Source organism: Lentimicrobium saccharophilum (assembly GCF_001192835.1).
Classification (GTDB): Bacteria; Bacteroidota; Bacteroidia; order Bacteroidales; family Lentimicrobiaceae; genus Lentimicrobium; species Lentimicrobium saccharophilum.
In genome coordinates this window covers 2,656,382-2,681,491 of sequence record NZ_DF968182.1, presented here as the reverse complement: position 1 = coordinate 2,681,491, position 25,110 = coordinate 2,656,382, and the positions used below count along the sequence as shown (strand labels likewise).

Annotated in this window: 18 protein-coding genes; 9 read left to right on the top strand and 9 right to left on the bottom strand. The window is 48.6% G+C overall.

Annotated elements, in window-relative coordinates; genetic code table 11:
* Window positions 1-83 precede the first annotated feature (83 nt).
* From TBC1_RS10340 to trkA, 3 genes are all read right to left on the bottom strand, one after another.
* Window positions 84-1,418 carry an MATE family efflux transporter gene (locus TBC1_RS10340; RefSeq protein WP_062041808.1) on the bottom strand — a complete coding sequence of 445 codons (1,335 nt, stop codon included), beginning with the start codon at window positions 1,416-1,418 and terminating at the stop codon, window positions 84-86.
* A gap of 106 nt (window positions 1,419-1,524) precedes the next feature.
* Window positions 1,525-3,024, bottom strand: coding sequence for a TrkH family potassium uptake protein (locus TBC1_RS10335; protein WP_062041805.1), 1,500 nt, complete (start codon window positions 3,022-3,024; stop codon window positions 1,525-1,527).
* Window positions 3,025-3,069: 45 nt separating this feature from the next.
* Window positions 3,070-4,410 (bottom strand): Trk system potassium transporter TrkA, encoded by a 1,341-nt coding sequence (trkA, locus tag TBC1_RS10330; protein ID WP_062041802.1) that lies wholly within the window; start codon window positions 4,408-4,410, stop codon window positions 3,070-3,072.
* Window positions 4,411-5,788: 1,378 nt separating this feature from the next.
* On the opposite strand from trkA, the gene TBC1_RS17995 reads away from it, so the two are divergent.
* The 4 genes from TBC1_RS17995 to TBC1_RS10310 all read left to right on the top strand — a co-directional run bounded on the left by TBC1_RS17995 (window position 5,789) and on the right by TBC1_RS10310 (window position 13,689).
* Window positions 5,789-7,033 carry an immunoglobulin domain-containing protein gene (locus tag TBC1_RS17995; RefSeq protein ID WP_172668873.1) on the top strand — a complete coding sequence of 415 codons (1,245 nt, stop codon included), beginning with the start codon at window positions 5,789-5,791 and terminating at the stop codon, window positions 7,031-7,033.
* A gap of 464 nt (window positions 7,034-7,497) precedes the next feature.
* On the top strand, window positions 7,498-9,402 hold the full coding sequence (gene dxs / locus TBC1_RS10320; RefSeq protein WP_062041796.1) for a 1-deoxy-D-xylulose-5-phosphate synthase: 1,905 nt from the start codon (window positions 7,498-7,500) through the stop codon (window positions 9,400-9,402).
* Between the two features lie 106 nt (window positions 9,403-9,508).
* A complete protein-coding gene (locus TBC1_RS10315) occupies window positions 9,509-12,037 on the top strand; it encodes an AsmA family protein (protein WP_062041793.1) in 2,529 nt (842 codons plus the stop codon).
* A 116-nt stretch (window positions 12,038-12,153) separates the two neighbouring features.
* Window positions 12,154-13,689: a sensor histidine kinase gene (locus tag TBC1_RS10310; RefSeq protein WP_062041790.1), complete on the top strand. Its 1,536-nt coding sequence runs from the start codon at window positions 12,154-12,156 to the stop codon at window positions 13,687-13,689.
* A gap of 33 nt (window positions 13,690-13,722) precedes the next feature.
* On the opposite strand, the gene ruvC is transcribed toward TBC1_RS10310, so the two are convergent.
* Window positions 13,723-14,280: a crossover junction endodeoxyribonuclease RuvC gene (gene ruvC / locus TBC1_RS10305; RefSeq protein WP_062041787.1), complete on the bottom strand. Its 558-nt coding sequence runs from the start codon at window positions 14,278-14,280 to the stop codon at window positions 13,723-13,725.
* Between the two features lie 20 nt (window positions 14,281-14,300).
* Between ruvC and TBC1_RS10300 the strand changes: the two genes are divergently transcribed.
* The gene (locus tag TBC1_RS10300) at window positions 14,301-15,305 is read left to right on the top strand and encodes a lysylphosphatidylglycerol synthase transmembrane domain-containing protein (protein ID WP_062041784.1); all 1,005 of its coding nucleotides are present in this window, start codon (window positions 14,301-14,303) and stop codon (window positions 15,303-15,305) included.
* Window positions 15,306-15,309: 4 nt separating this feature from the next.
* Window positions 15,310-16,446 (top strand): glycosyltransferase, encoded by a 1,137-nt coding sequence (locus tag TBC1_RS10295; RefSeq protein WP_062041781.1) that lies wholly within the window; start codon window positions 15,310-15,312, stop codon window positions 16,444-16,446.
* Here the strand turns inward: TBC1_RS10295 and TBC1_RS10290 are convergent.
* The 3 genes from TBC1_RS10290 to queA all read right to left on the bottom strand — a co-directional run bounded on the left by TBC1_RS10290 (window position 16,433) and on the right by queA (window position 19,220).
* A complete protein-coding gene (locus TBC1_RS10290; protein ID WP_236695654.1) occupies window positions 16,433-17,311 on the bottom strand; it encodes a cation diffusion facilitator family transporter in 879 nt (292 codons plus the stop codon). The genes TBC1_RS10295 and TBC1_RS10290 overlap by 14 nt on opposite strands.
* Window positions 17,301-18,014 carry a 2-C-methyl-D-erythritol 4-phosphate cytidylyltransferase gene (locus TBC1_RS10285; protein WP_062041778.1) on the bottom strand — a complete coding sequence of 238 codons (714 nt, stop codon included), beginning with the start codon at window positions 18,012-18,014 and terminating at the stop codon, window positions 17,301-17,303. The genes TBC1_RS10290 and TBC1_RS10285 overlap by 11 nt, the downstream gene beginning before the upstream one ends.
* A 150-nt stretch (window positions 18,015-18,164) precedes the next feature.
* Complete coding sequence (gene queA, locus TBC1_RS10280) at window positions 18,165-19,220, bottom strand: tRNA preQ1(34) S-adenosylmethionine ribosyltransferase-isomerase QueA (RefSeq protein ID WP_062041775.1); 1,056 nt, start codon at window positions 19,218-19,220, stop codon at window positions 18,165-18,167.
* 322 nt (window positions 19,221-19,542) lie between these two features.
* Here queA and TBC1_RS10275 point away from each other — a divergent pair, with 322 nt between their 5' ends.
* From TBC1_RS10275 to pth, 3 genes are all read left to right on the top strand, one after another.
* Complete coding sequence (locus tag TBC1_RS10275) at window positions 19,543-20,478, top strand: ribose-phosphate pyrophosphokinase (protein ID WP_062041772.1); 936 nt, start codon at window positions 19,543-19,545, stop codon at window positions 20,476-20,478.
* Window positions 20,479-20,521: 43 nt separating this feature from the next.
* A complete protein-coding gene (locus TBC1_RS10270; RefSeq protein WP_082189562.1) occupies window positions 20,522-21,091 on the top strand; it encodes a 50S ribosomal protein L25/general stress protein Ctc in 570 nt (189 codons plus the stop codon).
* 194 nt (window positions 21,092-21,285) lie between these two features.
* Complete coding sequence (pth, locus tag TBC1_RS10265) at window positions 21,286-21,849, top strand: aminoacyl-tRNA hydrolase (RefSeq protein WP_062041767.1); 564 nt, start codon at window positions 21,286-21,288, stop codon at window positions 21,847-21,849.
* A gap of 148 nt (window positions 21,850-21,997) precedes the next feature.
* Here the strand turns inward: pth and TBC1_RS10260 are convergent, their stop codons facing one another.
* Both TBC1_RS10260 and TBC1_RS10255 read right to left on the bottom strand, forming a co-directional pair.
* Window positions 21,998-23,521, bottom strand: a complete 1,524-nt coding sequence (locus tag TBC1_RS10260; protein ID WP_062041764.1) for a glycine--tRNA ligase — start codon at window positions 23,519-23,521, stop codon at window positions 21,998-22,000.
* 147 nt (window positions 23,522-23,668) lie between these two features.
* Complete coding sequence (locus TBC1_RS10255) at window positions 23,669-24,964, bottom strand: cysteate synthase (RefSeq protein ID WP_062041762.1); 1,296 nt, start codon at window positions 24,962-24,964, stop codon at window positions 23,669-23,671.
* Window positions 24,965-25,110 lie beyond the last annotated feature (146 nt).

Genomic DNA, 25,110 nt, shown 5'->3' with positions numbered 1-25,110 from the left:
GGCTCTGATAAATTGCGAATTATTTCAGACTTTTTCTTTTGAAAAGCCAATTGTCCGTATCAGTAGGTCAGACATAATCTCTGCTAAATCAACTTTTTTCGCCATTTCCCCGATTTCAGGTAGAGGAATGAAAGCAATGAAAGCACCATGAAGTAAATATATTCGCTGGTCCATACCAGTTCAATCTCAAGATTCATCCTTACAGCAAGTACCCATGCAACAATCAGGTAAACGGCAATGGTAGCGAATTCTATCAGCAGGGCAGTAGCAGTATTGGCAGTTCCGCTGACACCGTTGAAAAGGATACTGGAAAACGAAAACAGCAGGAGGGCTGACATGACAACATAAAATGACGGGATGGTCTGGGAGATCAGTTCCGGGTCGGAGGTGTAAACAGATATCAGAATCCGTGGAATAAATGCAGAAACCAGCACTACACTTCCGATCAGTATGAAATTCATCAGGGCAACTTTTTTAATCAGGGGAATCACATAATCGGGTCTGCCCTGGCCTATTACGTTGCTGACCAGGGAGTTGGTAGTTGATCCGAAGGCAAAAACCGGGATCATTAGCACGATGTAAGCGCTCCGGATAATATTTGAAATAGCCAGCGGGCGTTCTCCCATCTTCTCAATAATCATAAAGAATACAAACCATCCGGCAAGGGAGAGAAAATACTGCAGCATGACAAATACGGAAATTTCGAGGGTGGTGCGGACCACTTTCCAGTCGAACCGTCCAAACCGGAAGAGATTGTAGTGATGCAGGTTTACCCGGTGGAAGGTATAGGTAAAGAAAAAGATGGCAGAGGCGAGTTCTGCAATTACTGAAGCGATGGCAGCACCTTTGATGCCCATGGCCGGAAAGCCGAGGTGGCCGAAAATAAGCACATAATCAAGCAGAACATTAACCCCTGCCATAATCAGGGCATTGTAGGTGAGCACACGGGTATTGGTTGTTCCGATGTAGAAGGAGCGCAGCAGTACGTTTGCAAAAGCAAAAAACAGTCCGTAGATCCGGTATTGCAGGAAGTCGAGACTGGCGCTGTAAACGGCGTCGGAAGCAATCATCGGCCGCAGCATATACGGAGAGAAAAATTTGATGACCAGGAAAAGCAGTAGTCCGAGAAAAGTCAGGAAATACAGGCTGTTGTCGGTAATTCTTCCGATATCGGCATAGTTTTTTTCTCCGTTACGGCGGGCAATCAGAATCTGCGCCCCGATGCCAAACCCAAACACCAGCATGAAGAGTGAGATATAGAAAAGACCGGCAAGCGCTGCAGCGCCCAGTTCCACTTCTCCAACCCGTCCAAGGAAAGCCGTATCGGTAACATTTACCACATTCTGGGCAACCAGGCTCAGTATGATGGGAAGGGAGATATCCCATATTTTCCGGTACGAAGGCAGGCGTTGACTCATTTGTGGCTGCAAAGATAAAGCAAAACAGCCATCTTTTTCACCGGCCGGGAGTTGATATTCTGTCAGGCTTGGAAGGGATCATTCCTGAAAGGTAACCTTCAAAATTCTATTTTTTCCAGAAAGAGGCGGAGAAGAGGATCAATACCGTAAACAGTTCCAGACGACCCAGCAACATCAGAAAAGCGAGCACCCATTTGCCGGCCATGGGGACAGTACTGTAATTCAGGACAGGACCGACAGTGCCAAGGCCGGGGCCGATATTGCCCAGGCTGGCGGCAACAGCGCCAACAGCAGATTCGAACTCCATTCCCATCGCTGACATCACCAATGAGCCGAAGGCGAATATGATGATGTAGATCAGGAAAAAAGCCAGCACATTGAATATGATCTGCTGTGAGATGGATTTTCCGTTCAGGCGCACGGGCAGCAAAGCCTGCGGATGCACAATGCGCTTTAGTTCCATCCGGCTGTTTTTAAAAAGCAGGATGATTCGTACAATTTTAATGCCTCCACCGGTGGATCCGGCACAGCCCCCGGTAAACATCAGCAGGAAGAGCAGCAACCAGGTGAAGAATGGCCAGAGGAGGTAATCACTGGTGATAAATCCGGTGGTGGTAACTATGGATACTACCTGGAAAAGGGCATCGCGGAAAGCTTTGCCGGGCCCGAGGTGTTGCGTGTAAAAAAGCGCTGCTGCGATGATTACCGTTGCGGTGATCAGCAACATGGTATACACCCGCAGTTCTTCGTTTCGGAATACCTTTGAGAACTGTCGTTTTATGGTGAAGTAGTGCAGGGTAAAAGATATTCCCGCAAGGTACATGAATATAATAATTACGTACTGAATGTAAGGTGAAAAGCCGGCAATCGAATCATTCCGCGTGCCGAATCCCCCGGTTGCCATGGTGCCAAATGCATGACAAAGACTTTCAAATAAATTCATTCCGCCCAGCATCAGCAATATAGTCTGTACAAGTGTTAGTGCCACGTAAATGATCCACAGGCGTTTGGCTGTTTGGGTAATGCGCGGGTGCAGCTTGTCGGGCGTAAGACCGGGAACCTCTGCTACGAAGAGCTGCATACCTCCTATACCCAGGATGGGAAGGATGGCGAGGGATAAAACTATGATTCCCATGCCCCCTATCCAGTGGGTCATGCTTCTCCAGAAAAGAATGCCTTTGGGGAGTGCTTCTATATCGGTGAAAATGGTTGCCCCTGTAGTGGTAAATCCTGACATGGTTTCGAAAAACGCGTCAGTATAGCTGGTGGTAACGCCGCTCAGAATAAAGGGAATGGCTCCGAAAAATGAAATAATAACCCAGGTGAGCGATACAATGATGTACCCCTCGCGTTTACCGATTGAGTTCTGGTCAAGTTTTTTATTGAAAGACCAGAGTATTAGTCCCACCAGCCCTATTCCGCTGCCAGAAACCAACAGTGGCAGAAAATCGTGCGCGGGATCAAACAGGCGGAGGTGGTCCAGACAGTAAGGATCATACCAGGCCGAAAATCCCAGGCTGCTGAGCATAAACAATCCTTCAATCACCATCAGCAATCCGGTGATCTTCATAATGGCATTCAGGTTGATCCTGCTTTTGGCGGCCATAACAGATTATGATTGATCGATCTGGGCTGAAAGATATGTATAAAATTAATTAAACAGGGCCTGAACTTTGCTGATGGCTTCCGGAAGGGCAAAAATCACCACCTTATCGCCTTCCTGTATCTGGAAATCGCCTACTGCAATGAAACTCTGCATCCCCCTGACGATTCCGCCGATGATACATCCTTTCGGGATATCGATTTTTTTGATGGGGCGGCGGGTGACATAGGCTCCCGGCTTAACGACAAACTCGAGCACCTCGGCGTCGATACCGCTGAGGCATTTGATGCTTGTAACCTCGGCATCCATGGTAAAGCGTACGATGTACGAAGCCGTGATCAGCTTTTTGTTGATGATGGTTTCTATGCCGATGCTCTGCGATATGCCGATGTAGTCGATGTTCTCCACCAGCGGGATCACGCGCTTTACGCCGAAACGCTGGGCCAGCAGGCAGGTCAGGATGTTGGTCTCATAGTCGTTGGTCACCGCGATAAAGGCGTCCATATTGCGGATACCTTCATCTTCGAGCAGGTCGATGTCGCGCGCATCTGCATTGATGATCAGGGTGTGTTCCAGCTGGTCGATCAGGTTCAGGCAGCGTTCCTTGTCGATTTCGATCAGCTTCACATTCATGTCGCGTTCGATGCGGCGAGCGGTTTTCCGGCCGATGCGGCCCCCACCGACAATCATCACATTGCGGATCTCCTGTTTCTGTTTGCCGCCAAGCCTGAGCAGGGAGTCCACCCCGTCGGGTTTGGTGATCACATAGGCCAGGTCATTTAGTTTAAATACATCATCCCCTTTCGGGATGATGGTTTTATTATTCCGGTGTATGGCAATCGCCCTGAAATCGAGGCGGGGATTTTCATGGGCAACCTGGTTGAGGGTCTTGTTCAGCACCAGGGCTTTTTCATCCAGTTTGATAAGAAAGAGCGACAGGCGGCCTTCGGAAAAGTCGAAGATTTCGGTGGCCGCGGTCTGCCCGAGGAGCTTCACGATCTCTTTGGCAGCGATCCGCTCGGGACAAACCATGGCATCTATCCCCAGTGAGCGCATGATTTCACGGTTCTCGATGGTCAGATACTCCGTGTTGTTGATGCGGGCGATCGTCCGGCGGGCGCCCAGTTTTTTGCCCAACACACAGGTGGTGATGTTGATTTTTTCGTCGTGAACCACCGAAATCAGCAGGTCGGCACGGCGCACATTGGCCTGCTCCAGCACACTGATGGAAGTGGAATCCCCGGTGATGGTCATCAGGTCGGTATGCGTTTCAATCATCTTCAGCAGCTCCTGATGCGGATCTACGATGGTGATGTTATGGTTTTCGCCGGAAAGCATTTTGGCCAGGTGGAACCCGACTTCCCCGTCTCCGGCTATGATAATGTTCATTGCTGTTTATGATTGGAAATTAACCCGCAAATGTACTACATTTCGATGCTTAATGGTAAAATTGTTACTGCTAATCGCTAAACCTTGATTCAATACAGAGCACCCAATTTTACCCCCCCCCCCCATAAATCATTGATTATTCCCTGCAGGGCCCGTTATGCCCGACCTCAATATTGTCCGGGAATTGAACTGTTCATGAGAAGCCGGTGAAAAGCCTCTTGTTTTTATTATAGAAATCATGACTTCCTGACATTACTTTATTATCGATGCGTTCAAGCAGCAGATTAACAACCTGATATTGATTTTTTCATTCTCGGTTATTTGTCAGTTTTGCCTGATGATTAAGGTTTTTATTTAAGGATGCGGATGAAATAAAAAAAATGAGGCATTTTCTCCTTTATTGATAGGGGTAAACACAGCTTTGATTGTCTTTTATATAGAGTAAGCATAATACGATAGCAAAAGTTTGTAGTTTTTTGCTATTACCGGGTTTCCAGTTATTTGAAAACCATGGTATTATAAGGTGAAGGTTTTCGCATACTGTATTTTTTCCCGGGCATAATAATATAAAATAATGATTCTGGCTGGGATAAATAGTTGTAATATTAATAATACATGATTATTTATGAGAACAATAATTCTGATGACCGGGTTTATCGTTACCTTGTGTTTTAATTTAAACGCTCAATCTTTTATTTTTAACAAAATTTATCATTTCGGGCCCGAGGCAGATCATGAAAAAGCCCAGAGCATTATAGAAACTGAAAAAGGTTTCATCATAGCGGGAGATGTTGATTCATATATCATCCCATATACCGGGAATAAACTGTTGCTATATGAAATTGATAAAGAAGGAAACCTGATCTGGAGCAGGCAGTTCTATAATGCTGATTATGACAGGTTCTCCTCCGGGTGTAATCTTTTCCGGGTTAATGATTCCTTGTACGATTGGTTTGTTGTTCAATCTGAAATTTCTCAACAGTATATCAGGCGACCTTTGCTGATCAGGTTTAATTCCACAGGTCAGGTTCTGTTTACAAAAGTACTGTATGATGCTGCTTTATCCGATTCAGCAAGCCTCACACCTCTCAAAGCATATAAAACCAGGGATAACGGATATCTGCTGGTTTGTGATGTTTTCCCGTTTGCCAGCCGTTTGATGAAGTTCAGGGAAGATCTTTCCATGGAATGGATGAAAGATATAAGTTCTAATAATGATTTTATTAATGTTTCCAGTATTATTGAACTTGAAAACGGAGATTTTTTCCTGAGTTACAGCAGATCAAACAATAATGCCAGAATGACCAGGTTTGCCAGGCTAAGCGCTGCAGGAACCATTACATGGTCGACCACTGTATTCAATTATGATAACACAAGAATGATTTATGAACTGGCAATGCTGGAAGATTCTACGCTGCTTTCAATTGGTACTCAGGGCGGGAAGTTGCAGGCTTCAAAGTTTACTTTGGAAGGGCAGATACTCTGGAGTAAAACACTTGGTGATGTCCTATACTATCCCAGAGTTTATGGGTTATTCAAACTGAGCGACGGCAGTTTTAAATTCTTTGGAAGCGCGGGACTTGACAATGAAGGCTTTATTTTTAAAATTACCGCTGATGCAGATAGCATTTACTACCGGCCGGGTATTATGTACAGAGGGCCGGGAACGCATATGGCCTTTGTGAATAATGGTATTCTGACACCTGATGAGAACATTGTATTTTGTGGCAGTATTGTGATGGAAGATCCGGAGAATGACTGGCCTGACAGGGCATGGGTGGTTAAAACAGACTTGTATGGGTGTGATGTCCCGGGCTGTGATTCAACAGGAGTGACCATCATGGATGCGACAAATTCTCAGATTAATTGTAAAGGGGGCCAAAATTTTATCGGAGTAAATGCACTTGGTTTGAATCTGCAGTACCAATGGCAAATATGGCAGGACAGCTTGTGGATTTCTCTGGAAAATAATGATATCTATAGTAATTGCCAGTCGGATACTTTAAGGATCAATAATACGATTTTAAATGATGGGGAAGAATTATACAGATGTATTGTCTGGAATGAGTGGTATGCACAATACACCCGGGAGATCTGTATAAATTATATTTCAACGCCGGAAATTATACAGCATCCTCAAAGTCAATTTGTTGAAGAAGATAGTCAAGCCTTGCTTTCGATCGTGGCAACTTCAGGTGAAGAGCATGAGGTTCAATGGTTTTTCAACGGGACTGCGCTTATGGGATGTAATACCACGACTCTTGAAATATTCCCGGTTACTCCGGCTGATACAGGTGTTTATCAATGCAGGATCTGGAATTATTGCGGTGAAAAATTATCGTTGCCTGCTTATGTAAAAATAATCCCAAACTCTGTTGAAGAATCGACCGGATTATTAAAGATGATGATAGTCCCGAACCCAATAAAAGATGAATTCCGTATTTTAAACTCAACTGGGAGAACTTTGGTTGAAATATTTGACTTAACCGGCAGGTTGGTACATACGGCTGTCTCAGCAAATGGTTATTTTTATTTGCCGGTTGATATACTAACCGGGATCTATTTATTCAGAACAATCACTCAGAATGGGGTATTCTTTAACAAAGTCAAAGTGATTGATTAGTGCAATTGAAAAGTGACCTGATAAATCGACAGGAATCCATCAGAGTTTATTTCTTATGAATTTGGAATCAACATCAAGGGGATCAATCAAATAGTCAAACCCCTGGAAATTGATGGAATTGAAATATTTTATCCATATCCAACCCGAAGGATTTGCATAATGATAAGAAAGTTCTGCTCATATTGCTTCTGCTTCATTTTCCATATAGTGATTAAAGAATTGCTGTTCAAAAGCTATTGTTTTCTTTGAATGGTAGTTTAAAAAGTTCAGCTAAGAGAAGTCATTGAATAACCTCATTTTATTTATTCTGAGTTAATCGATAGAAATCCCGGAAGGGTTGAACTATTTATTTTATGGTGGTAAACCCGATCTGCTGTTTGAAGATGTTTAATCTGGGTAATTATTTCAAACATCCCGCTACCCTAATAATTTGTACATTTGTCCGTTAAAATCCGTCAGGGATCATGACGCCACAGATACCGCTAAAACTGCTGAATAAAATCAATTCCCCGGCCGATCTCCGCCTGCTCAGGGAAGATGAACTACCGCTGCTCTGCAGCGAGATCAGGCAGTTTATCATCGAGGTGATCTCTTCCAATCCGGGTCATTTAGGCGCCAGCCTGGGGGCTGTTGAACTGGCCGTGGCCATCCATTACGCTTTCAATACTCCTGTGGATAAACTGATCTGGGATGTCGGTCATCAGGCTTATGCGCATAAAATCATTACCGGAAGAAGGGATGCTTTCCATACCAACCGTACCTACGGGGGCATTTCCGGATTCCCGAAAATGAGTGAAAACGAGTACGATGCCTTCGGCGTTGGCCATTCTTCCACTTCCATCTCTGCTGCACTGGGCATGGCTACAGCCGCCAGGCTGCTGAACGGGAACAATGAACAGCACATCGCCGTGATCGGAGACGGAGCCATGACCGGCGGCATGGCCATGGAGGCCCTCAACAACGCCGGTGTCTCCAATACCAACCTGCTGGTAATCCTCAACGACAACGGCATCGCCATTGACAAGAATGTGGGCGCCCTGCGCGAGTACCTGCTCGATATTGTCACTTCCAGGGCCTACAACAAGCTGAAAGACAAGGTCTGGAAAATGATGGGCGGCAATACCAGCTACGGCAAGAATTCACGGGCCGTGGTAAAGCAGATCGGGAATGCCCTGAAAAGTACCATCCTCAATAAAAGTAACCTGTTTGAAGCGTTCAATTTCAGGTATTTCGGCCCGGTCGACGGCCACGATGTGGTGAGGCTTACCAAACTGCTGCACGACATCCGCAATATCCCCGGTCCGCGCCTGTTGCACGTAATTACCGTCAAGGGAAAGGGTTTCGAGAAGGCGGAACAGGATCAGATACTGTATCATTCTCCGGGAATGTTTGACAAAACCACCGGGGAAATCATCGAAAAGCCCTGTAAAAGCCTGCCTCCGAAGTATCAGCATGTTTTCGGGAAAACCATTATTGAGCTGGCGGAGAAGAATCCTAAAATTGTCGGGGTCACCCCGGCCATGCCCTCGGGTTGTTCGCTTAACATGATGATGAGCGTGATGCCCCACCGGGCTTTTGATGTGGGAATTGCCGAGCAGCATGCCGTAACTTTTTCGGCCGGTATGGCCGCACGCGGACTGATCCCCTTCTGCAATATTTATTCATCCTTTATGCAAAGGGCTTACGATCAGGTAATTCACGATGTAGCGCTGCAGGGTTTGCAGGTGGTGTTCTGCCTCGATCGCGGCGGTCTGGTCGGTGAAGACGGGCCCACGCATCACGGCGCTTACGACCTGGCATACTTCCGGGCCATTCCCGGGCTTACCATTGCCGCACCCATGAACGAAGCGGAACTTCGTCACCTGATGTATACCGCTCAGCTCGACGGCAAAGGTCCTTTTGTAATCCGCTACCCTCGGGGCAGGGGACTTTCCACCGACTGGAAGAAACCGTTTATGGAAATCACTGCCGGTACCGGTCGTAAACTGCGCGATGGCGAAGGTGTGGCCATACTGTCGATCGGCCATCCGGGTAATTTTGCCGCCGAAGCCTGTGACATTCTTCAGCGCGACGGTATTCTGGCCGGCCATTACGATATGCGCTTCCTCAAACCCCTTGACGAACAGTTGCTGCACGGGGTGTTTAAAAAGTACAACCGCATTGTTACCGTTGAAGACGGAACCATCAACGGCGGACTGGGCAGCGCGGTGCTTGAGTTTATGGCCGCCGGTAACTATCAGGCCAGGGTCGTACGGCTGGGCATCCCCGATGAATTTATCACCCAGGGAAAACCGGAAGAGTTGTATGCCTTGTGCGGATTTGATACTGACGGTATTGTCAGGACCGTGAGGAGTATGCTGAACAGCTGAGAATCACGGATCGCATACTGAAAGCGATAGCGTTTCTTTCACCAACCGATGCAATGATTTTCAGGAATAATCGTTAGTTTCTGATCAGACTCCGGAACCTTTATACATGCAAGAATCATCCCGGCATAACAGGCGAACCATAAAGATTGCTGCAGCAATTGCGGCTTTTCTGGTTATTGGTTTGGTGGTTCTTGGGATTGTTTCTCTTACTTATGGAGATAAAGCCAAACAATTGGTGGTCGCTGAAATCAACAAGCACCTGCTGGCCCCGGCCGAAGTCGGGGAAGTGGAGTTTACCCTGTTCAGGAATTTTCCGGACGCCTCCGTTGTATTCAGGCAGGTTGCCATAAAACCTCCTGCCGGGGCAGAAAATACACCAGGGCTGCTCCATGCAAGGGCTGTCTCCCTCCGTTTTGGTATTTTCAGCCTGTTTACCGGGGAATACCGCATCCGGAGTATTGACATCAATGAGGCTTCGGTGACACTCTGGCGCGATCAGAATGGCAGGAATAACTATGAAATCTGGAAAAAGAGTGGCGGTGAAGAGGGGGAACAGGTTGATTTCGACATTCAGCGCGTGGTAATGCGCAAATCAAAGGTTTACTACCGCGATTTGGTTGACGGTAACGACCTTGCAGTGGACATCAGCTATATTACCCTGAAAGGAAAGATTTCAGGAGCGGTGGTGGAGGCCGGTCTTTCAGGAAACGTTACGGCCGAAAGGCTGCTTATAGGTTCCGACGACTACTCGCTGAAGGAGCCCATCGATCTTCACGCCGCTGTGATCCTTGACCAGGATGCCGGAACTATTAATATCACGCGAGCAGGTATACATGCAGGGGGAGAAGATTTCAGTCTGAACGGCCTGTTGTCATACGGAAAGCCGGTCAATGCGATGGATCTGGTCCTGTTCGTAAAGCAGGCTGACATTGAGCAACTGATTGCCCTGATACCGGAGCGGTTTACAGCTTCCCTGAAGGACTACCGGCCGGGTGGAAGACTCACAGCGGAACTTAGGGTAAAAGGCAATTACGGTGGAAACAAATTGCCTTTACTGACAGCCGGTTTTTCTGTCAAAAAGGGCAGCCTCGCCCATCTGCAGCACAAAACCCGGCTTAGCGGAATAACAGCTATGGGCAGTTATACGGCCAGAACCAGCAACCGGACAGATCGCCTTGAGCTTACTGAATTCGCAGGATCAGCGGGAAAAGGAAATTTCAGGGGAAAGCTGCTGCTCGAAAACACCGGCAGGCCACAGGTGAGCCTGACCCTCAGTGCTTTACTTTTCCTGGATGAGATTGAAGCCTTTATGCCTGAAGGACAGATTACGGATGCCCGCGGAAAACTGGTGGCTGACATCAGCTACGAAGGGAGCTTTGATGCCGCTGCCAGGGTGCCTGAGAAGGCTTCGGGTCTGGTGAGCCTGGCGGACGCGGACTTTGTGCTTGTGCAAGACGGGCGAAGGATAACAGATCTCAATGCCGCTCTTGAACTGCAGAACGGCTCGGTAATGGTGGACCGGCTCAGTCTGAGAACCGGCCGGAGCGACCTCAGCCTGTCGGGAAATTTCCGCAATCTGGCCGCTTTTCTTTTTCAAGAGGATCAATCCCTGTTTTTTGATGCCGATGTTCGTTCGGAAAGGCTCTGCCTTGAAGATATTGCACCGGCTTCGGCGGCACCCGCGACCGGGGTGGGGCAGCCCGGTAATCCCGCAACAGGGATTTTCCCCGAAAGGGTAGGATTCAATGCTGCGATTTCATGTGATTTGTTTACCTACCGGGATTTCAGCGCCGAAAAGGTCAGCGGCAGGTTAAGCCTGGACAACAGGGTGCTGAGGGTTGACTCCTTTTCGATGAAAGCCATGGATGGAGATGTCAGTGGCAGCGGGGTGCTCAACAACCGGTACGGCAGTCATGCCCAGATGGTTTGTAATGCCTCATTGAAAAATGTGGATATCCGGCGACTGTTCAGGGAATTCGGAGATTTCGGGCAAACCAGCCTGCAGAGCCGTCACCTGAAAGGCCGGGCCGATGCCGAAGTTCAGTACGGGGCTACCATGAATAACCGTTTCGAAACGGATGCCGCCTCGGTGAGTGCCATCGCCGACCTTGAAATCAGGGACGGGGAACTGGTCGGATTTGAACCTTTTCAGGAATTGTCGCGCTTTCTGGATGCGGGCGAACTGATGAATGTGAAGTTTTCCACCCTGAAAAACCGCATTGAAATAGCACGCAAAACGGTGATGATTCCTGAAATGGAAGTGAAATCGTCGGTCATGGGCCTGAAGGGTTATGGATCACACACCTTTGGCAACGACATCGACTACCATCTGAATCTGCTGCTTTCGGAGATAGGAAGGAACAAAAAACGACGCAATCCGGCACCTTCCGGTGCCTATGAAACAGCTGAAGGCGGAAATACCCGGCTTTTCCTGCACCTTACCGGAACGGTTGACGAGCCGGTGTTTCGTTACGACAGCCAGGCAGTGGTGAAAAAAATGGCAGATGACTTTAAAAATCAGAAACAGGAACTCAGGCAGGCCCTGAGGTCGGAGTTTGGGAAAGACCGTAATGCACCAACAAAGGATAAAAAGGCCTCAGAAGTAAAGTTTGAAATAGAATGGGACGAAGACTGACCTGACAGAATCAACTCTAATGGAAAATGTCCTTAATGGCAGTAATACATTGGATTGACTTGTACTGAGCAATTTCCGATAAATATCCGATATTTGTATCATCTAGCTTAATCCAGATGAATATCCGAAAACTTTTTAAACCCCGGGTTACCAACATATACGAGCAGAAGAAAACCTGGAAGCGCTGGTTGTTTCTGATCGCATTGCTGATCGTGGGTTTTTCGCTGTGGTACACAAACCAGCTGGTGAAGAACATAGCCAGGGATGAGCGGAGTAAAATCACAACCTGGGCCAACGCCATTCAGCAACGTGTAAGCCTGGTTAATTACACCGATGATTTTTTTGATCAGATCAGGGCTGAAGAACGCAAAAGGGTGGAAATCCTGGCCGAGGCTACTGAACGGATGGTAGAGGCAGGCGATGATGAGAACATCCTCTTCTATCTGAGCATCATCTCAAAAAATACTTCCATTCCGGTTATCCTGGCTGATGGGCAGGGAAATATCAAGGAAGCCCGCAATGTGGACTTTGATCCGGATACAGTCAAAAACTTCACCCCTGCACTCCTGGAGGAGTTTTCGGTATATCCCCCGCTCAAGCTCGATTATTATTCAGGTAACTTCGTGTATTTCTATTATAAGGATTCACGGCTGTTTTCTGAACTGAAAGTGGTGCTCGACGACCTGGTGGAATCCTTCTTCAACGAGGTGGTCAACAATTCGGCTTCGGTTCCGGTGATTATTACCGACAGTACCCGTACCGAACTGGTGGCATGGGGTAAAATTGATACCACGCGGCTGAACGATCCTGCATTTGTCAAAAATACCATCGATGAAATGGCGGCCTATAATGAACCCATTGAGATCGTTATTGCCGACAGGAAACATTACATTTTCTATAAAGACTCCTTTCTGCTGACTCAGTTAAGGTATTTTCCTGTTATTCAACTTATTATTATTGGTATATTTTTACTGGTTTCTTATCTGCTTTTCAGCATTGCACGCCGTTCGGAGCAAAATCAGGTGTGGGTGGGGCTGGCCAAGGAAACCGCACATCAGCTGGGAACACCGCTTTCATCCATGATGGCCTGGGTGGAATATCTGAGGACCAAGGATATAGGAGATGAAACTATAGATGAACTGGACAAAGATGTAAGCCGCCTGAATACCATTGCCGAGCGTTTTTCCAAAATCGGATCGGCGGCGAACCTGAAAACCGAGAATCTGGTGGAGGTGATATACAACTCTGTGGCTTATCTGAAAACGCGCACTTCCAATAAAGTATCGTTTTATGTCCAGCCTCAGCGCGATGCCGTTATACTTACCCGGCTTAACTACCAGCTGTTCGATTGGGTGGTGGAGAATCTGGTGAAAAATGCCGTGGATGCCATGGAGGGTGAAGGCGATATACGCATCGAAATAAGTGAAGAGGAAAATCTGGTTCACATTGATATCTCGGATACCGGGAAAGGAATTCCGAAGAAGAAATTCCGCACCATTTTCAATCCCGGCTATACCAGCAAGCAGCGGGGCTGGGGGCTTGGCCTGTCGCTTACCCAGCGGATTATCCGCGAAATTCACGATGGGAAAATCTATGTGAAATCCTCATCACCGGGCAGGGGGACTACCTTCAGGATATCTTTGCGCAAATAAGCGGTCCGGCGGCTGAGGGTTGTGTCTGATTACCTATTTTTTGGCGATTCTGCCGGGGTTCTGATCCAGAAAGCTCTTCCAGCCAGAATAGTTTTTCCCCTGTGCTTCCGGTTTTCCCTGGTAATAATGGCACACTGCCACTGCCACGGCGTCGGTGGCGTCAAGCATTTTCGGTTCATCGCCCAGCGCTACCAGATGTCCGAGCATACCGGCAACCTGTTCTTTGGATGAACTGCCGTTACCGGTAATGGATTGTTTGATTTTGCGCGGTGAGTACTCAAATATGGGAATGTCGCGATAAAGCGCTGCGGCCATGGCCACCCCCTGTGCCCGCCCGAGTTTCAGCATCGATTGCACATTTTTGCCGTAGAAAGGGGCTTCAATGGCCAGTTCATCAGGGTGGTATTTGTCGATAAGCCCGAGAACCGCAGTGAATATGCGCTTCAGCCTCAGTGCCTGCGGCTCTTTAGAGGCGAACTTAAACACATCCAGGGTGATCAGCTCTATTTTCTTACCTTTATCGGCGATTAAACCGTAGCCCATAACCTGGGTGCCGGGGTCAATGCCGAGGATGATGCGTTCGCCTGCCATGGATCGGATACTATAGCGCAATGAAACTTTCAGCAAAGGTAAAGAAAACACTTAATAGCACGGCCCGTATACTCATTGTTGCGGCATCCTGCTGGTTTATCTACCGGCAGGTGTTTGTGCTTGGCGATTTTGCGCATTTCAGTCAACAACTGGCTGAGAGTCTTCATTCGGAAGGTTTTCGCTGGTTGTTGCCTGCAGTATTGCTGATGATGCCGCTGAACTGGCTGCTCGAAACGGTAAAATGGCGCTCACTGATCCGGTATCTTGAACCGGTCACCCTCCCTTCTGCTTTCCGGTCTGTGCTGGCGGGCATTACCTTCAGCCTGTTTACCCCCAACCGGGTGGGCGAGTTCCTTGGCCGCATCTTCACCCTGAGGGCAAACCGCATCAAAAGTGCCCTGCTTACCATTGCCGGCAGTATAAGCCAACTGATAGTCACCCTGGTGGCGGGTATGGTCGCCCTGCTGTTTTTTATTCCGCAATATGTGGGTTTCAGCGAACGGTGGCAGGATTATCTGTATGCCGGCCTGGGAATTTTCATGCTGCTTCTTTCTCTGCTGCTGGTGCTGCTACTCCTCAAAGTTCCGGTGATTACCGCCCGCCTCGACAAACTTATCCGGCCGCAATGGAGGCATATTAATTTGTATCTGATAGTAATAGAAAGGGTTAGCAGACGGACACTGACCGGAGTGCTGCTGTTGAGCGCCCTGAGATACCTGGTTTTTTCCGCACAGTTTTACCTGCTCCTCCGGGCATTTGGCCTGGAAATCCCTTATTTTCAGGCCATGATGCTGATTTCATTAACTTATTTTGTGATGGCCGCCATCCCTACCGTTGCGCTTGCCGATCTGGGCATAAGGGGATCTGTTTCCATTTACTTTATCGGGATGTATTTTGGAGGCAATACCGCGGCTGCAGCATCAATACTCTCTGCTTCCACCCTGATATGGATCATCAATCTGGCATTGCCGGCACTTTTGGGTGTTTTTTTTATCAGGAGGATCAGTATCATCAGAAAGCCATGAACCTATGACTGCTCCCGCGCTGATACTGATTCCGTTGCTGATAACCGCCGGTTACGTGCTTCTGATGGCCTTGCTTGCAAGGGGATGGTCACGGCTGGGGGGCTGCCCGCCATTGAGACCAACGGAGAAGGTCAGTGTGATTATAGCCGCCAGAAATGAGGCGGAGAATATCGGATTGTGCCTGCAAAGCCTTGCTGATCAGCATTATCCGCGTGACAGATTTGAAGTGCTGGTGGTGGATGACTATTCTACAGATCAGACTGCTGCGATCGTTGAAGAATTTATTAAGCAAAATCCGGAAGTTAACCTTTACCTGTTCCGCCAGACCGGTCGTCACGGGAAAAAGGCAGCCATCGCGCTGGCGCTGGAACAGGCCCGTGGAGTTTATATCCTGACTACCGATGCCGATTGCGAAGTTACCCCGGGCTGGATTGCTGCCATGGTATCGGTGATGGAAAGCCGGAAGGCCGTTTTTGTTTCAGGCCCTGTGACATTTAAGAATACGGACGGTATATTCAGGCAACTTCAGGATCTGGAATTTATTTCGCTGGTGGCTTCAGGGGCGGGATCCATAGGCGCAGGATTTCCGCTGATGTGCAATGGCGCAAATATGGGATTTTCCCTTAAGGCCTACCGTTCGTTGCAGGGTGATGCACTCCGCAATCAGACGGTGTCGGGTGACGATGTGTTTCTGATGCTTTCCATGCTTGACCGGTATGGCAGTGATAAAATCGCCTTTGCCCGCTGCCGCGATGCCCTCGTGTTTACGGGACCAGCCGGGACCCCTGGTGATTTTTTAAACCAACGCCTGCGGTGGACTTCAAAAAGCATGGCCTACAGATATCCTCCGCTTATCCTTTCGGCAACGATGGTTTTTTTAATGAACGCGCTGCTGGTATTCAGCCTGGTTGCCGGACTTTTTGTCCCGCGATTTATGTTATGGTTTCTGTTGATCCTCCTGTTGAAAACCCTGGCAGATCTGCCATTGCTTGCAGGGTTTATAAGGTTTACCCGAAAGCATGTATTATTGTGGCTGATAATTCCGGCCGAGCCGCTGGTGGCTTTTTACACAACACTCGTTGCCCTGACCGGCCAGATAATGCCTGTACGCTGGAAAGGCCGTCGTCTCAGGGGTGGGTAAGGCCCTGTGGCTCCATATGAATGGTGCTGATGATACTCATTTCTTTTTTCAGCCGGACTTCAACCCGAGTGGCTATCTCATGGGCATCAAACAGGGTCATGTTATCAGGAAGCCTGATATGCATGGTCAGTTCCGTATGTTCACCGTAGCGGTGCACATGAATATGGTGCGGCTGAAGTTCAAGCAGGCTTTCATTGCGGCATATTTCTGCTATCTGCGAGATAAGTTCAGGCTCTGGCTGTTCACCCAGCATGGTATTCATGGCGTCGCGGAGGATATCGTAAGCTGCATAGAAAATCAGGAATGCCACTATAATCCCCAGCACACCGTCAATCCACCAGATATGTTTGCCCAGAAAAATACCTGCTAGGATAACAACGGACGAGATGGCATCGGAACGGTGGTGCCAGGCATCGGCTCTTACCGAGCGTGAAGCCGAACGTTTGGAAACCCAAAAGGCGTAACGGGCCATGGCTTCTTTTGCCACAACAGAGATTACTGTTGCAATAATGGCAAAGGCCCCGTAATTCACTGCCTGACGGTCGCGAAGTCGTTGTACCCCCTCAACCACAAAATTAAACGCCACCACGCTCAGCAGCACGCCGATCACCAATGCGGCGATAAGTTCGGCCCTGCCATGCCCGAAGGGGTGCTCACGGTCGGCCGGACGCGACGAAAGCTTAACCCCGGCCAGCACCACCACCGAGGTCAGCGAATCAGACAATGTATGCCAGGCATCTGCGATGATGGCAATGGAGCCGGAAACAATCCCGGCCCAGAATTTAAGTATAAACAACAGGAGGTTCCCGACAATGGAAACCCACCCTTCACGATTGGCAAGTATACGTCCTTCTTCATTCATCATATTGCCTGTTTTGCTGACTCAATAATCCAGGTGTCATTCCCCCGGCCAGTAATCCGGCCAGTTTCAGATCAAAAGGTGCGGTAATTTTGATGTTTTCGGCATTGCCTTCATACAGGGTAATGGCAAAACCGGCCTTTTCAACCAGCTGGGCATCATCGGTAAAGTGCATGAAGTCCGGATGATCATAGGCCATGCGCAGGACATACAGCGGAAAACACTGCGGAGTTTGAACCCGCCTTACCAAAGTCCGGTCTAATGCGCGGGTGCCGTTCCCGTCAATGATTCTGAGCGAGTCGGTAAGGGGTAAGGCGGGAACGGCATTTTTCCCGCTTTCGGCAAGGGCAAATCCTGTAGCAATTGTTTCCTGGCTTACCAGCGGTCTTGCGCCATCGTGCACGGCCACAACTCCCCCTGTGGCCGAGATGGTATCCAGCCCGTTGCGCACCGAGATCCCACGGGTTTCACCTCCCTCTGCCAACTTATGGGGCAGGGTGAATCCGTGAAGGGTGCACAACTCATTCCACAGCACAGCCTGTCCGGCCGGCAGTACCAGCACCACGCGGGTCTTTGCATCAAAGCGGTGAAAGGCCTCCATGGTATGCATCAACAGCGGCCTGCCGCATAAAGGAAGAAACTGTTTGGGGATTCCGGCTCCCATTCGTTGCCCTGTACCACCGGCTACAATAATCACGAAACGTTCCACAGATCGGAATTTTTAAACAAACCTACGCAGAAAACCGCTGATTTGCAAACGGCCTTCCCGGGCATGGGTGGCTGAAACGCAAAGAGAAAGGCTGCCGCTGAAGAGGATTTTTCCTTCAGTGACAGCCTTGCGGATATTTTGTCCGTGACTTTACAAAATCAGCATGGCATCGCCATAAGTAAAGAAGCGGTATTTTTCGTTGATGGCTTCCTTATATGCTTTCATCAGGAAATCAAAATCGGCGAAAGCGGCCGTCATCATCAGCATGGGTGACTGAGGCAGGTGGAAGTTGGTGACCATACAGGTTGGAATACTGAACTCGTAAGGAGGGAAAATAAACTTGTTCGACCATCCTTTGTATGGTTTCAGCATGCCCGAGATAGTAACCGATGATTCCACGGCTTTCATTGTGGTAGTGCCGACCACGCATACCTGTTTGCGGTTTTCTTTGGCTTTGTTGACGATGCGGACGGCTTCCTCGTCAATGATCAGTTCTTCGGAGTCCATCTTGTGTTTGGTGAGGTCTTCCACATCAATGGCCCTGAAGTTACCCACACCCGCGTGAAGCGTAACTGAAGCGAATGAGGCTCCTTTGAGTTCCAGGCGTTTCATAAGCTCCCGGCTGAAATGGAGGCCGGCTGTTGGAGCGGCAACCGCCCCTTCTTTGGAAGCGTAAATGGTTTGATACCAGTCCTTGTCTTCGGGAAGAATTTCGCGAATGGCCTGCAGTTCCTCCGGAAGGGGTGTTTTGCCAAGGCTTTCAATGGTTTTCTTGAATTCGTCATAGGGGCCGTCGAACAGGAACCGCAGGGTGCGGCCCCGGGAAGTGGTATTGTCAATCACTTCAGCAACCAATGAGTCATCATCACCGAAATACAACTTGTTGCCGATACGGATTTTTCTTGCCGGATCAACCAGAACATCCCACAAGCGGGCTTCCGCGTTGAGCTCCCGTAGCAGGAATACGGTAATTTTAGCTCCGGTTTTTTCCTTCTCGCCGGTAAGCAGTGCCGGAAACACTTTGGTGTCGTTAATTATAAATGCATCGCCATCTCCAAAATATTCCAGAATATCAGTGAACATCCTGTGTTCAATGGTTTTGGTTTTGCGGTTCAATACCATAAGCCGCGATTTGTCCCGGTTATCGACCGGTTGCTTTGCAATCAGATCATTGGGCAGTTGATAGCGAAATTGCGAGAGTTTCATTCTTTGAAGGTTTTATGTGTTGAGATATCCACTTCCTGAAGAGGATTGAATAGCCATTATTTTAGCTGCCGGTTTAAAAAAAGTCGTATGTTTGCACGGACATCGAATGTAACGGCTATATTATCCCTGATATTGTCTGCACCCCACTCGCCTTACCGCGCTCCTCAAAAGGGGTGCAAAAGTAATACTAATTTGCCGAAAAATCAAGGGTTTAGAAGGTTTATTTTTAACATTTGTTAAAATCATTACCTCAACCTTCAAAATAATTTATAATTTTGCGGCCTTAAAACCGGATCGTTCAACCTCTATTAGCACATCTGAAATGGCCACAGTGGTTAACATTTTCTCGGGCAGAGCCACCCGTTACCTGGCCGAAAAGATAGCTGTCAGCTATGGTAAGAAACTTGGTGATGTCCTGATCACTGATTTTTCGGATGGTGAATTTCAACCCTCCTTCGAAGAAAATGTTCGGGGGAACGACCTGTTTATTGTACAATCAACCTTTGCCCCAAGCGACAACCTTTTCGAACTCCTGCTGATGATCGATGCTGCCAAGCGGGCATCGGCCAGGCATATCATTGCCGTCATCCCTTATTTCGGGTTTGCTCGGCAGGACCGGAAAGATAAACCCCGGGTGTCGATAGCCGCCAAACTGGTGGCCAACCTGCTTACTGCCGCAGGCGTTCAGCGGATCATCACCATCGATTTGCATGCCGATCAGATTCAGGGGTTCTTTGATGTACCTGTTGATCACCTTTACGCTTCTTCGATCTTCGTGCCTTTTATCAAGCAGCTGAACCTGCCCAACCTGGTAATGGCATCCCCCGATACCGGAGGGACCCGCAGGGCTGCAGCTTATGCCAAGATACTGAATACCAGTTTTGTAATTTGTTACAAACAGCGATCAAAGGCAAACCAGGTGGATACCATGGCACTGATCGGCGATGTCACCGGAAAGGACGTAATCCTTGTGGATGATATCATCGATACCGCCGGTACCATCTGTAAGGCGGCAAAACTGATGATGGACAACGGCGCTGCAAGTGTCAGGGCTTTCTGCACGCATCCGCTCCTCTCGGCAAATGCCATCGAACGGATTGAAGCTTCTCCGTTTACCGAAGTCATCGTTACTGATACCATCCCCCTGCGGCGTGAAAGCCCGAAGATCAAGGTGATCAGTACCGCAACCCTGCTGGCTGATGTGATAGGGAAGGTGCACAACTACGAGTCCATCTCAACACTTTTCAAATTTGAATAACCATAAGGTTACCTTTAATAATCATCAACTAAATCTCTAAACAATGAAAACAGTATCTATGAGCGGTTCCCTTCGCGGGAACGTAGGGAAAAAAGATGCTAAGGCCCAGCGCGCTGCAGGTAAAGTACCCTGTGTAATTTACGGCGGCAAAGACCAGGTTCACTTCTCAACCGATGAAGTAAGCTTTAAGCCCATCCTTTTCACCCCGAATGCACACCTTATCAACATCAATGTTGACGGTAAAGAATACCTGACCATCCTGCAGGATGTTCAGTCTCATCCGGTAAGCGACAGTATCCTGCACGCTGATTTTCTTGAACTGGATCCCCTGAAACCTGTGATCATTTCTGTTCCCATCCGCATTACCGGCACTTCGCCCGGCGTACTGCGCGGTGGTAAACTGGTCAAGAAATTCCGCAAACTGAAAATCAAGGCGTTGATCCAGCACTTACCCGACGAAGTTGAGGTAAGCATTAACAATCTCGACCTGAACCAGGCGGTAAAAGTTGGCGACCTGAAAATGGAAAATGTAGAATTCCTCGATATCAGGAGTGGTGTGATCGTCAGCGTTATGTCAACCCGTAATGTTGAGCCTGCAGCACCCGGAAAATAATCAGGGAACTACTGAATATGAATACCGGAGGCAGGCGACACCATTCACTGCCTCCGGTTTTTTTATTGTCTATGGCTTTCCGGATCATCGGATCATATTCCCGGAATAAGTATTTTTGATCTCAGAATAAAATCAGGTCTGAACCCGGCTGTTTTCCCAAAACCGGACAGCACCTGTCTAAATCAGCATAAACTGTGAAGTATCTGATAACCGGACTTGGAAACATAGGTGATGAATATGCCAACACCCGGCACAACATCGGTTTCATCATTGCCGATGCCCTGGCGCAGGATCTTGGTGCCAGATTTACCTCCGACCGCCTGGTATCGCGGGCCGAGGCCCGTTACCGGGGGAAAACGGTGATCATCATCAAACCCACTACCTACATGAACCTGAGTGGTAAGGCCTACCGTTACTGGCTTACACAGGAAAATATTCCCATTGAAAATTCGCTCGTAGTTGTTGATGACCTCGACCTAGATTCCGGCGTTTTCCGTCTGAAAACCAGGGGAAGCGGAGGAAGCCACAACGGGCTGAACCATATTATAGAAACGTTGGGGCATAACAATTTTCCACGGCTGAGGGTGGGCATCGGCAGCAACTTTGCCAGGGGATTCCAGGTGGAATATGTGCTGGGGCGTTTTACACGCGAAGAAGAGAAACTGTTTATGGAGCGCATTCCCGTAGCTGTGGAAATGATTAAAAGCTACATTGCCGCCGGGGCAACCAATACCATGAATGCTTTTAATAATAAATGAATCATTTTATTCCGGTTGGATAACCTGAGATAAATCTAGCACAGTTGGTCTGAAGCCGGTCTTCCGGAATATTCATGCGGCAGGTTCAGGATAATAAAACAAAACAGCAGACCACGGGGTCTGCTGTCTGCTTTTTTGCTGATCAGGATTAGTTTACCTTCAGTTTTTTCGCGATGATCTTGCTGACATTCCCCAGGTCCACCCGTTCCTGCAGCATGGTATCGCGTTCGCGGATGGTGACCGTATTGTCCTCCAGGGTCTGGTGGTCGACGGTGATACAGTAAGGGGTTCCTATGGCATCCTGCCGGCGGTAGCGCTTGCCGATGGAGTCTTTCTCCTCGTACTGGCAGTTGTAATCATATTTCAGCGTATCCATGATCTGGCGGGCTTTTTCAGGCAGTCCGTCTTTGGCCACCAGCGGTAACACGGCGGCTTTGATGGGTGCCAGCACCGGGGGGAGTTTCATGACCACGCGCTCCGAGCCATCGTCGAGTTTCTCCTCGGTGAAAGCATTGCTGAGCAGGGCCAGGAAGGTGCGGTCGAGACCGATGGAGGTTTCCACTACATAAGGCACATAGCTCTCGTTCAGCTCAGGATCAAAATACATGATTTTTTTGCCCGAGTATTGCTGATGGGCGCCAAGGTCAAAATCGGTGCGGGAGTGAATGCCTTCCAGTTCCTTGAATCCAAATGGGAAACGGAATTCGATATCGGCAGCGGCATTGGCGTAATGGGCCAGCTTCTCGTGGTCGTGGAAGCGGTAATTATCTTCACCGAGGCCCAGGGAAAGGTGCCATTTCAGTCGCTCTTTCTTCCAGAATTCAAACCACTCCAGTTCAGTGCCGGGGCGCACAAAATACTGCATCTCCATCTGCTCAAACTCGCGCATGCGGAAGATAAACTGGCGGGCGACAATTTCGTTTCGGAAAGCCTTGCCGATCTGGGCAATCCCGAAAGGGATCTTCATACGGCCGGTCTTCATCACGTTCAGAAAGTTCACAAAAATACCCTGGGCGGTTTCAGGCCGAAGAAATATGGTATTGGCTTCCTCGCTGACCGAGCCCATCTGGGTGGAGAACATCAGGTTAAATTGTCTTACTTCTGTCCAGTTGCGCGAACCTGAAACGGGACAAACAATCTCGCAATCCTCAATCAGTTTCTTGATATCGGACAGGTCGTTGTTCTCAAGTCCTGTGTAAAGACGGTGCTTGATAGCGTCTATTTTAGCCTGATTTTCGAGCACCCTTTGATTGGTGGCCCTGAACTGGCCTTCGTCGAAGGCATCACCAAAGCGTTTGGCGGCTTTTTCAACCTCCTTGTTGATTTTCTCTTCAAGTTTTGCGAGGTGATCTTCAACCAGTACATCGGCGCGGTACCGTTTTTTCGAGTCCTTGTTGTCGATCATCGGATCGTTGAATGCATCCACGTGGCCCGATGCTTTCCAGATGGTCGGATGCATAAAAATGGCCGAATCTATCCCCACGATGTTCTCATGGTATCGTACCATCGCCTTCCACCAGTATTCCTTGATGTTGTTCTTCAGCTCCACGCCATTCTGGCCGTAGTCATATACGGCGCTGAGGCCGTCGTAGATCTCGCTTGACTGAAATATAAACCCATACTCCTTGGCATGGGCGGTTATTTTTTTGAAAAGTTCGTCGTAGTTTGCCATGCGGCAAAGGTAAGAATTGATTTTGGATTATTAAACGGGCGTTGATGCCTGTATTACGGGCATAATCCCGATGGAGGGAATGTCATATATCCCGGCAGTAAACTGTATTACAGATACATGCATCAGAAGTAAGTGTGCGAATTTCGCTTACCAGGTGAGGGTGTTCAGTTTTTCCCTGACTTCCTGAAGTTCCGGCGTAATGTCGAAATGCAGTGAAGGTTCCAGATAGAAAAGGCTGTGCTCACGTTTAAAGCGTTCTTCGCCGGCCCCGGTGATATTTAACATAATAAGGGCGTCAGGGTCCAGACGGCCGGCATTCAGTTCGTTTTTCAGCGAGGCGGTTGCAACGGCAGCAGCAGAATAGATGTCGATGCCTTCCGTTTCAAGGAAAAGTTCCTTGGCTGCCCGGGCTTCGCGATTGGTTGCTTTCAACACATCTCCTCCGGTATCTAGAAGGGCATCGTAAAGGCCCCCTTTAATGGGGTAGGGCGGCCGCCGGTTCGACAGTACTTTGGCATCAATTTCGGTAACATGTTCCCTGGCCAGGTCGTCGTCGTAAGGAAGCATGGCACGGGAGCCGGCTTTCCATGCATCGTAGATAGGCTGAAAGGGCGCGTTCTGCGAAACCATCAGTTTCATTTTGTTGCTACCGAACCGTCCGTCGGCGATAAGCCTCAGGTTGGCTTCCCAGGCTGCAATGGCGCCGGTGCCGCTGCCAACAGCCTGAAAATAATACTCAGGAATTTGTCCGATGGTGGTGACCGCTGACAACACGGTAGTGCCCATGCCATCGCGCCGGGCCACATTTTTTGCACCCCCCTCAGCCAGGAACCCCTCGCATTGAGTGGCCAGGTTCGATAGGTAAATGGCATCGAAATAGTCACTTCCATGTGCTGTTACAGCCAGTTTTACACAAGGGTTAAGCGGTTTTTCGAACCACAGGGCATTGATGTAATCGTGAGGTACGCATAGCAGCAGGGGAATATTGTTTTCGGAACAAACCTTTGCAAAGGCCCGTGCAGTATTTCCTGCCGATGCGACAACAAGCACCTGTTTCAGGGCCGGATCCATGCGGCCACACACGGAGTAAGCTTCGGTTTCCTTAAAGGAACAGGTAGTCATACCGGCGCCTTTCTCGGGCCAGTATCCGCTGAAAGTAATCCAGAGGTTTTTTAGCCCCAATGTTGCGGCTAGTCCTTCACTTTTGTAGGTCACCGGGGCAGATGAACCTTCCAGGGTGCGCTTCAGTGGCAACCAGTCGGAAAAGGTATATAAACCAGTGTCATTACCCCTTAAATGCAACTGTTGTCTTTCGTAAATTGCACGGATCAGCGCTGGTTTATCCTCACCCGGCGCATCGAGCATCCATCCGTTGTCTTTAAATATTTTTCCTGTTGCCAGTGATAGCAATTTATATTGCGTGGGGGTAAAGACTGATTGCATGGTTGTTTTTTAGTAAAGCGCAAAAGTAAGAAAAGTGAACGGAAGGGAGAAGATTCCAATACTAAGGTTTTCATCCGCACAGATTGAACCTGCATTTATTCAGGGGTTCATTGACCGGAAAGTACCCTTTTATAACTAAAAACCTG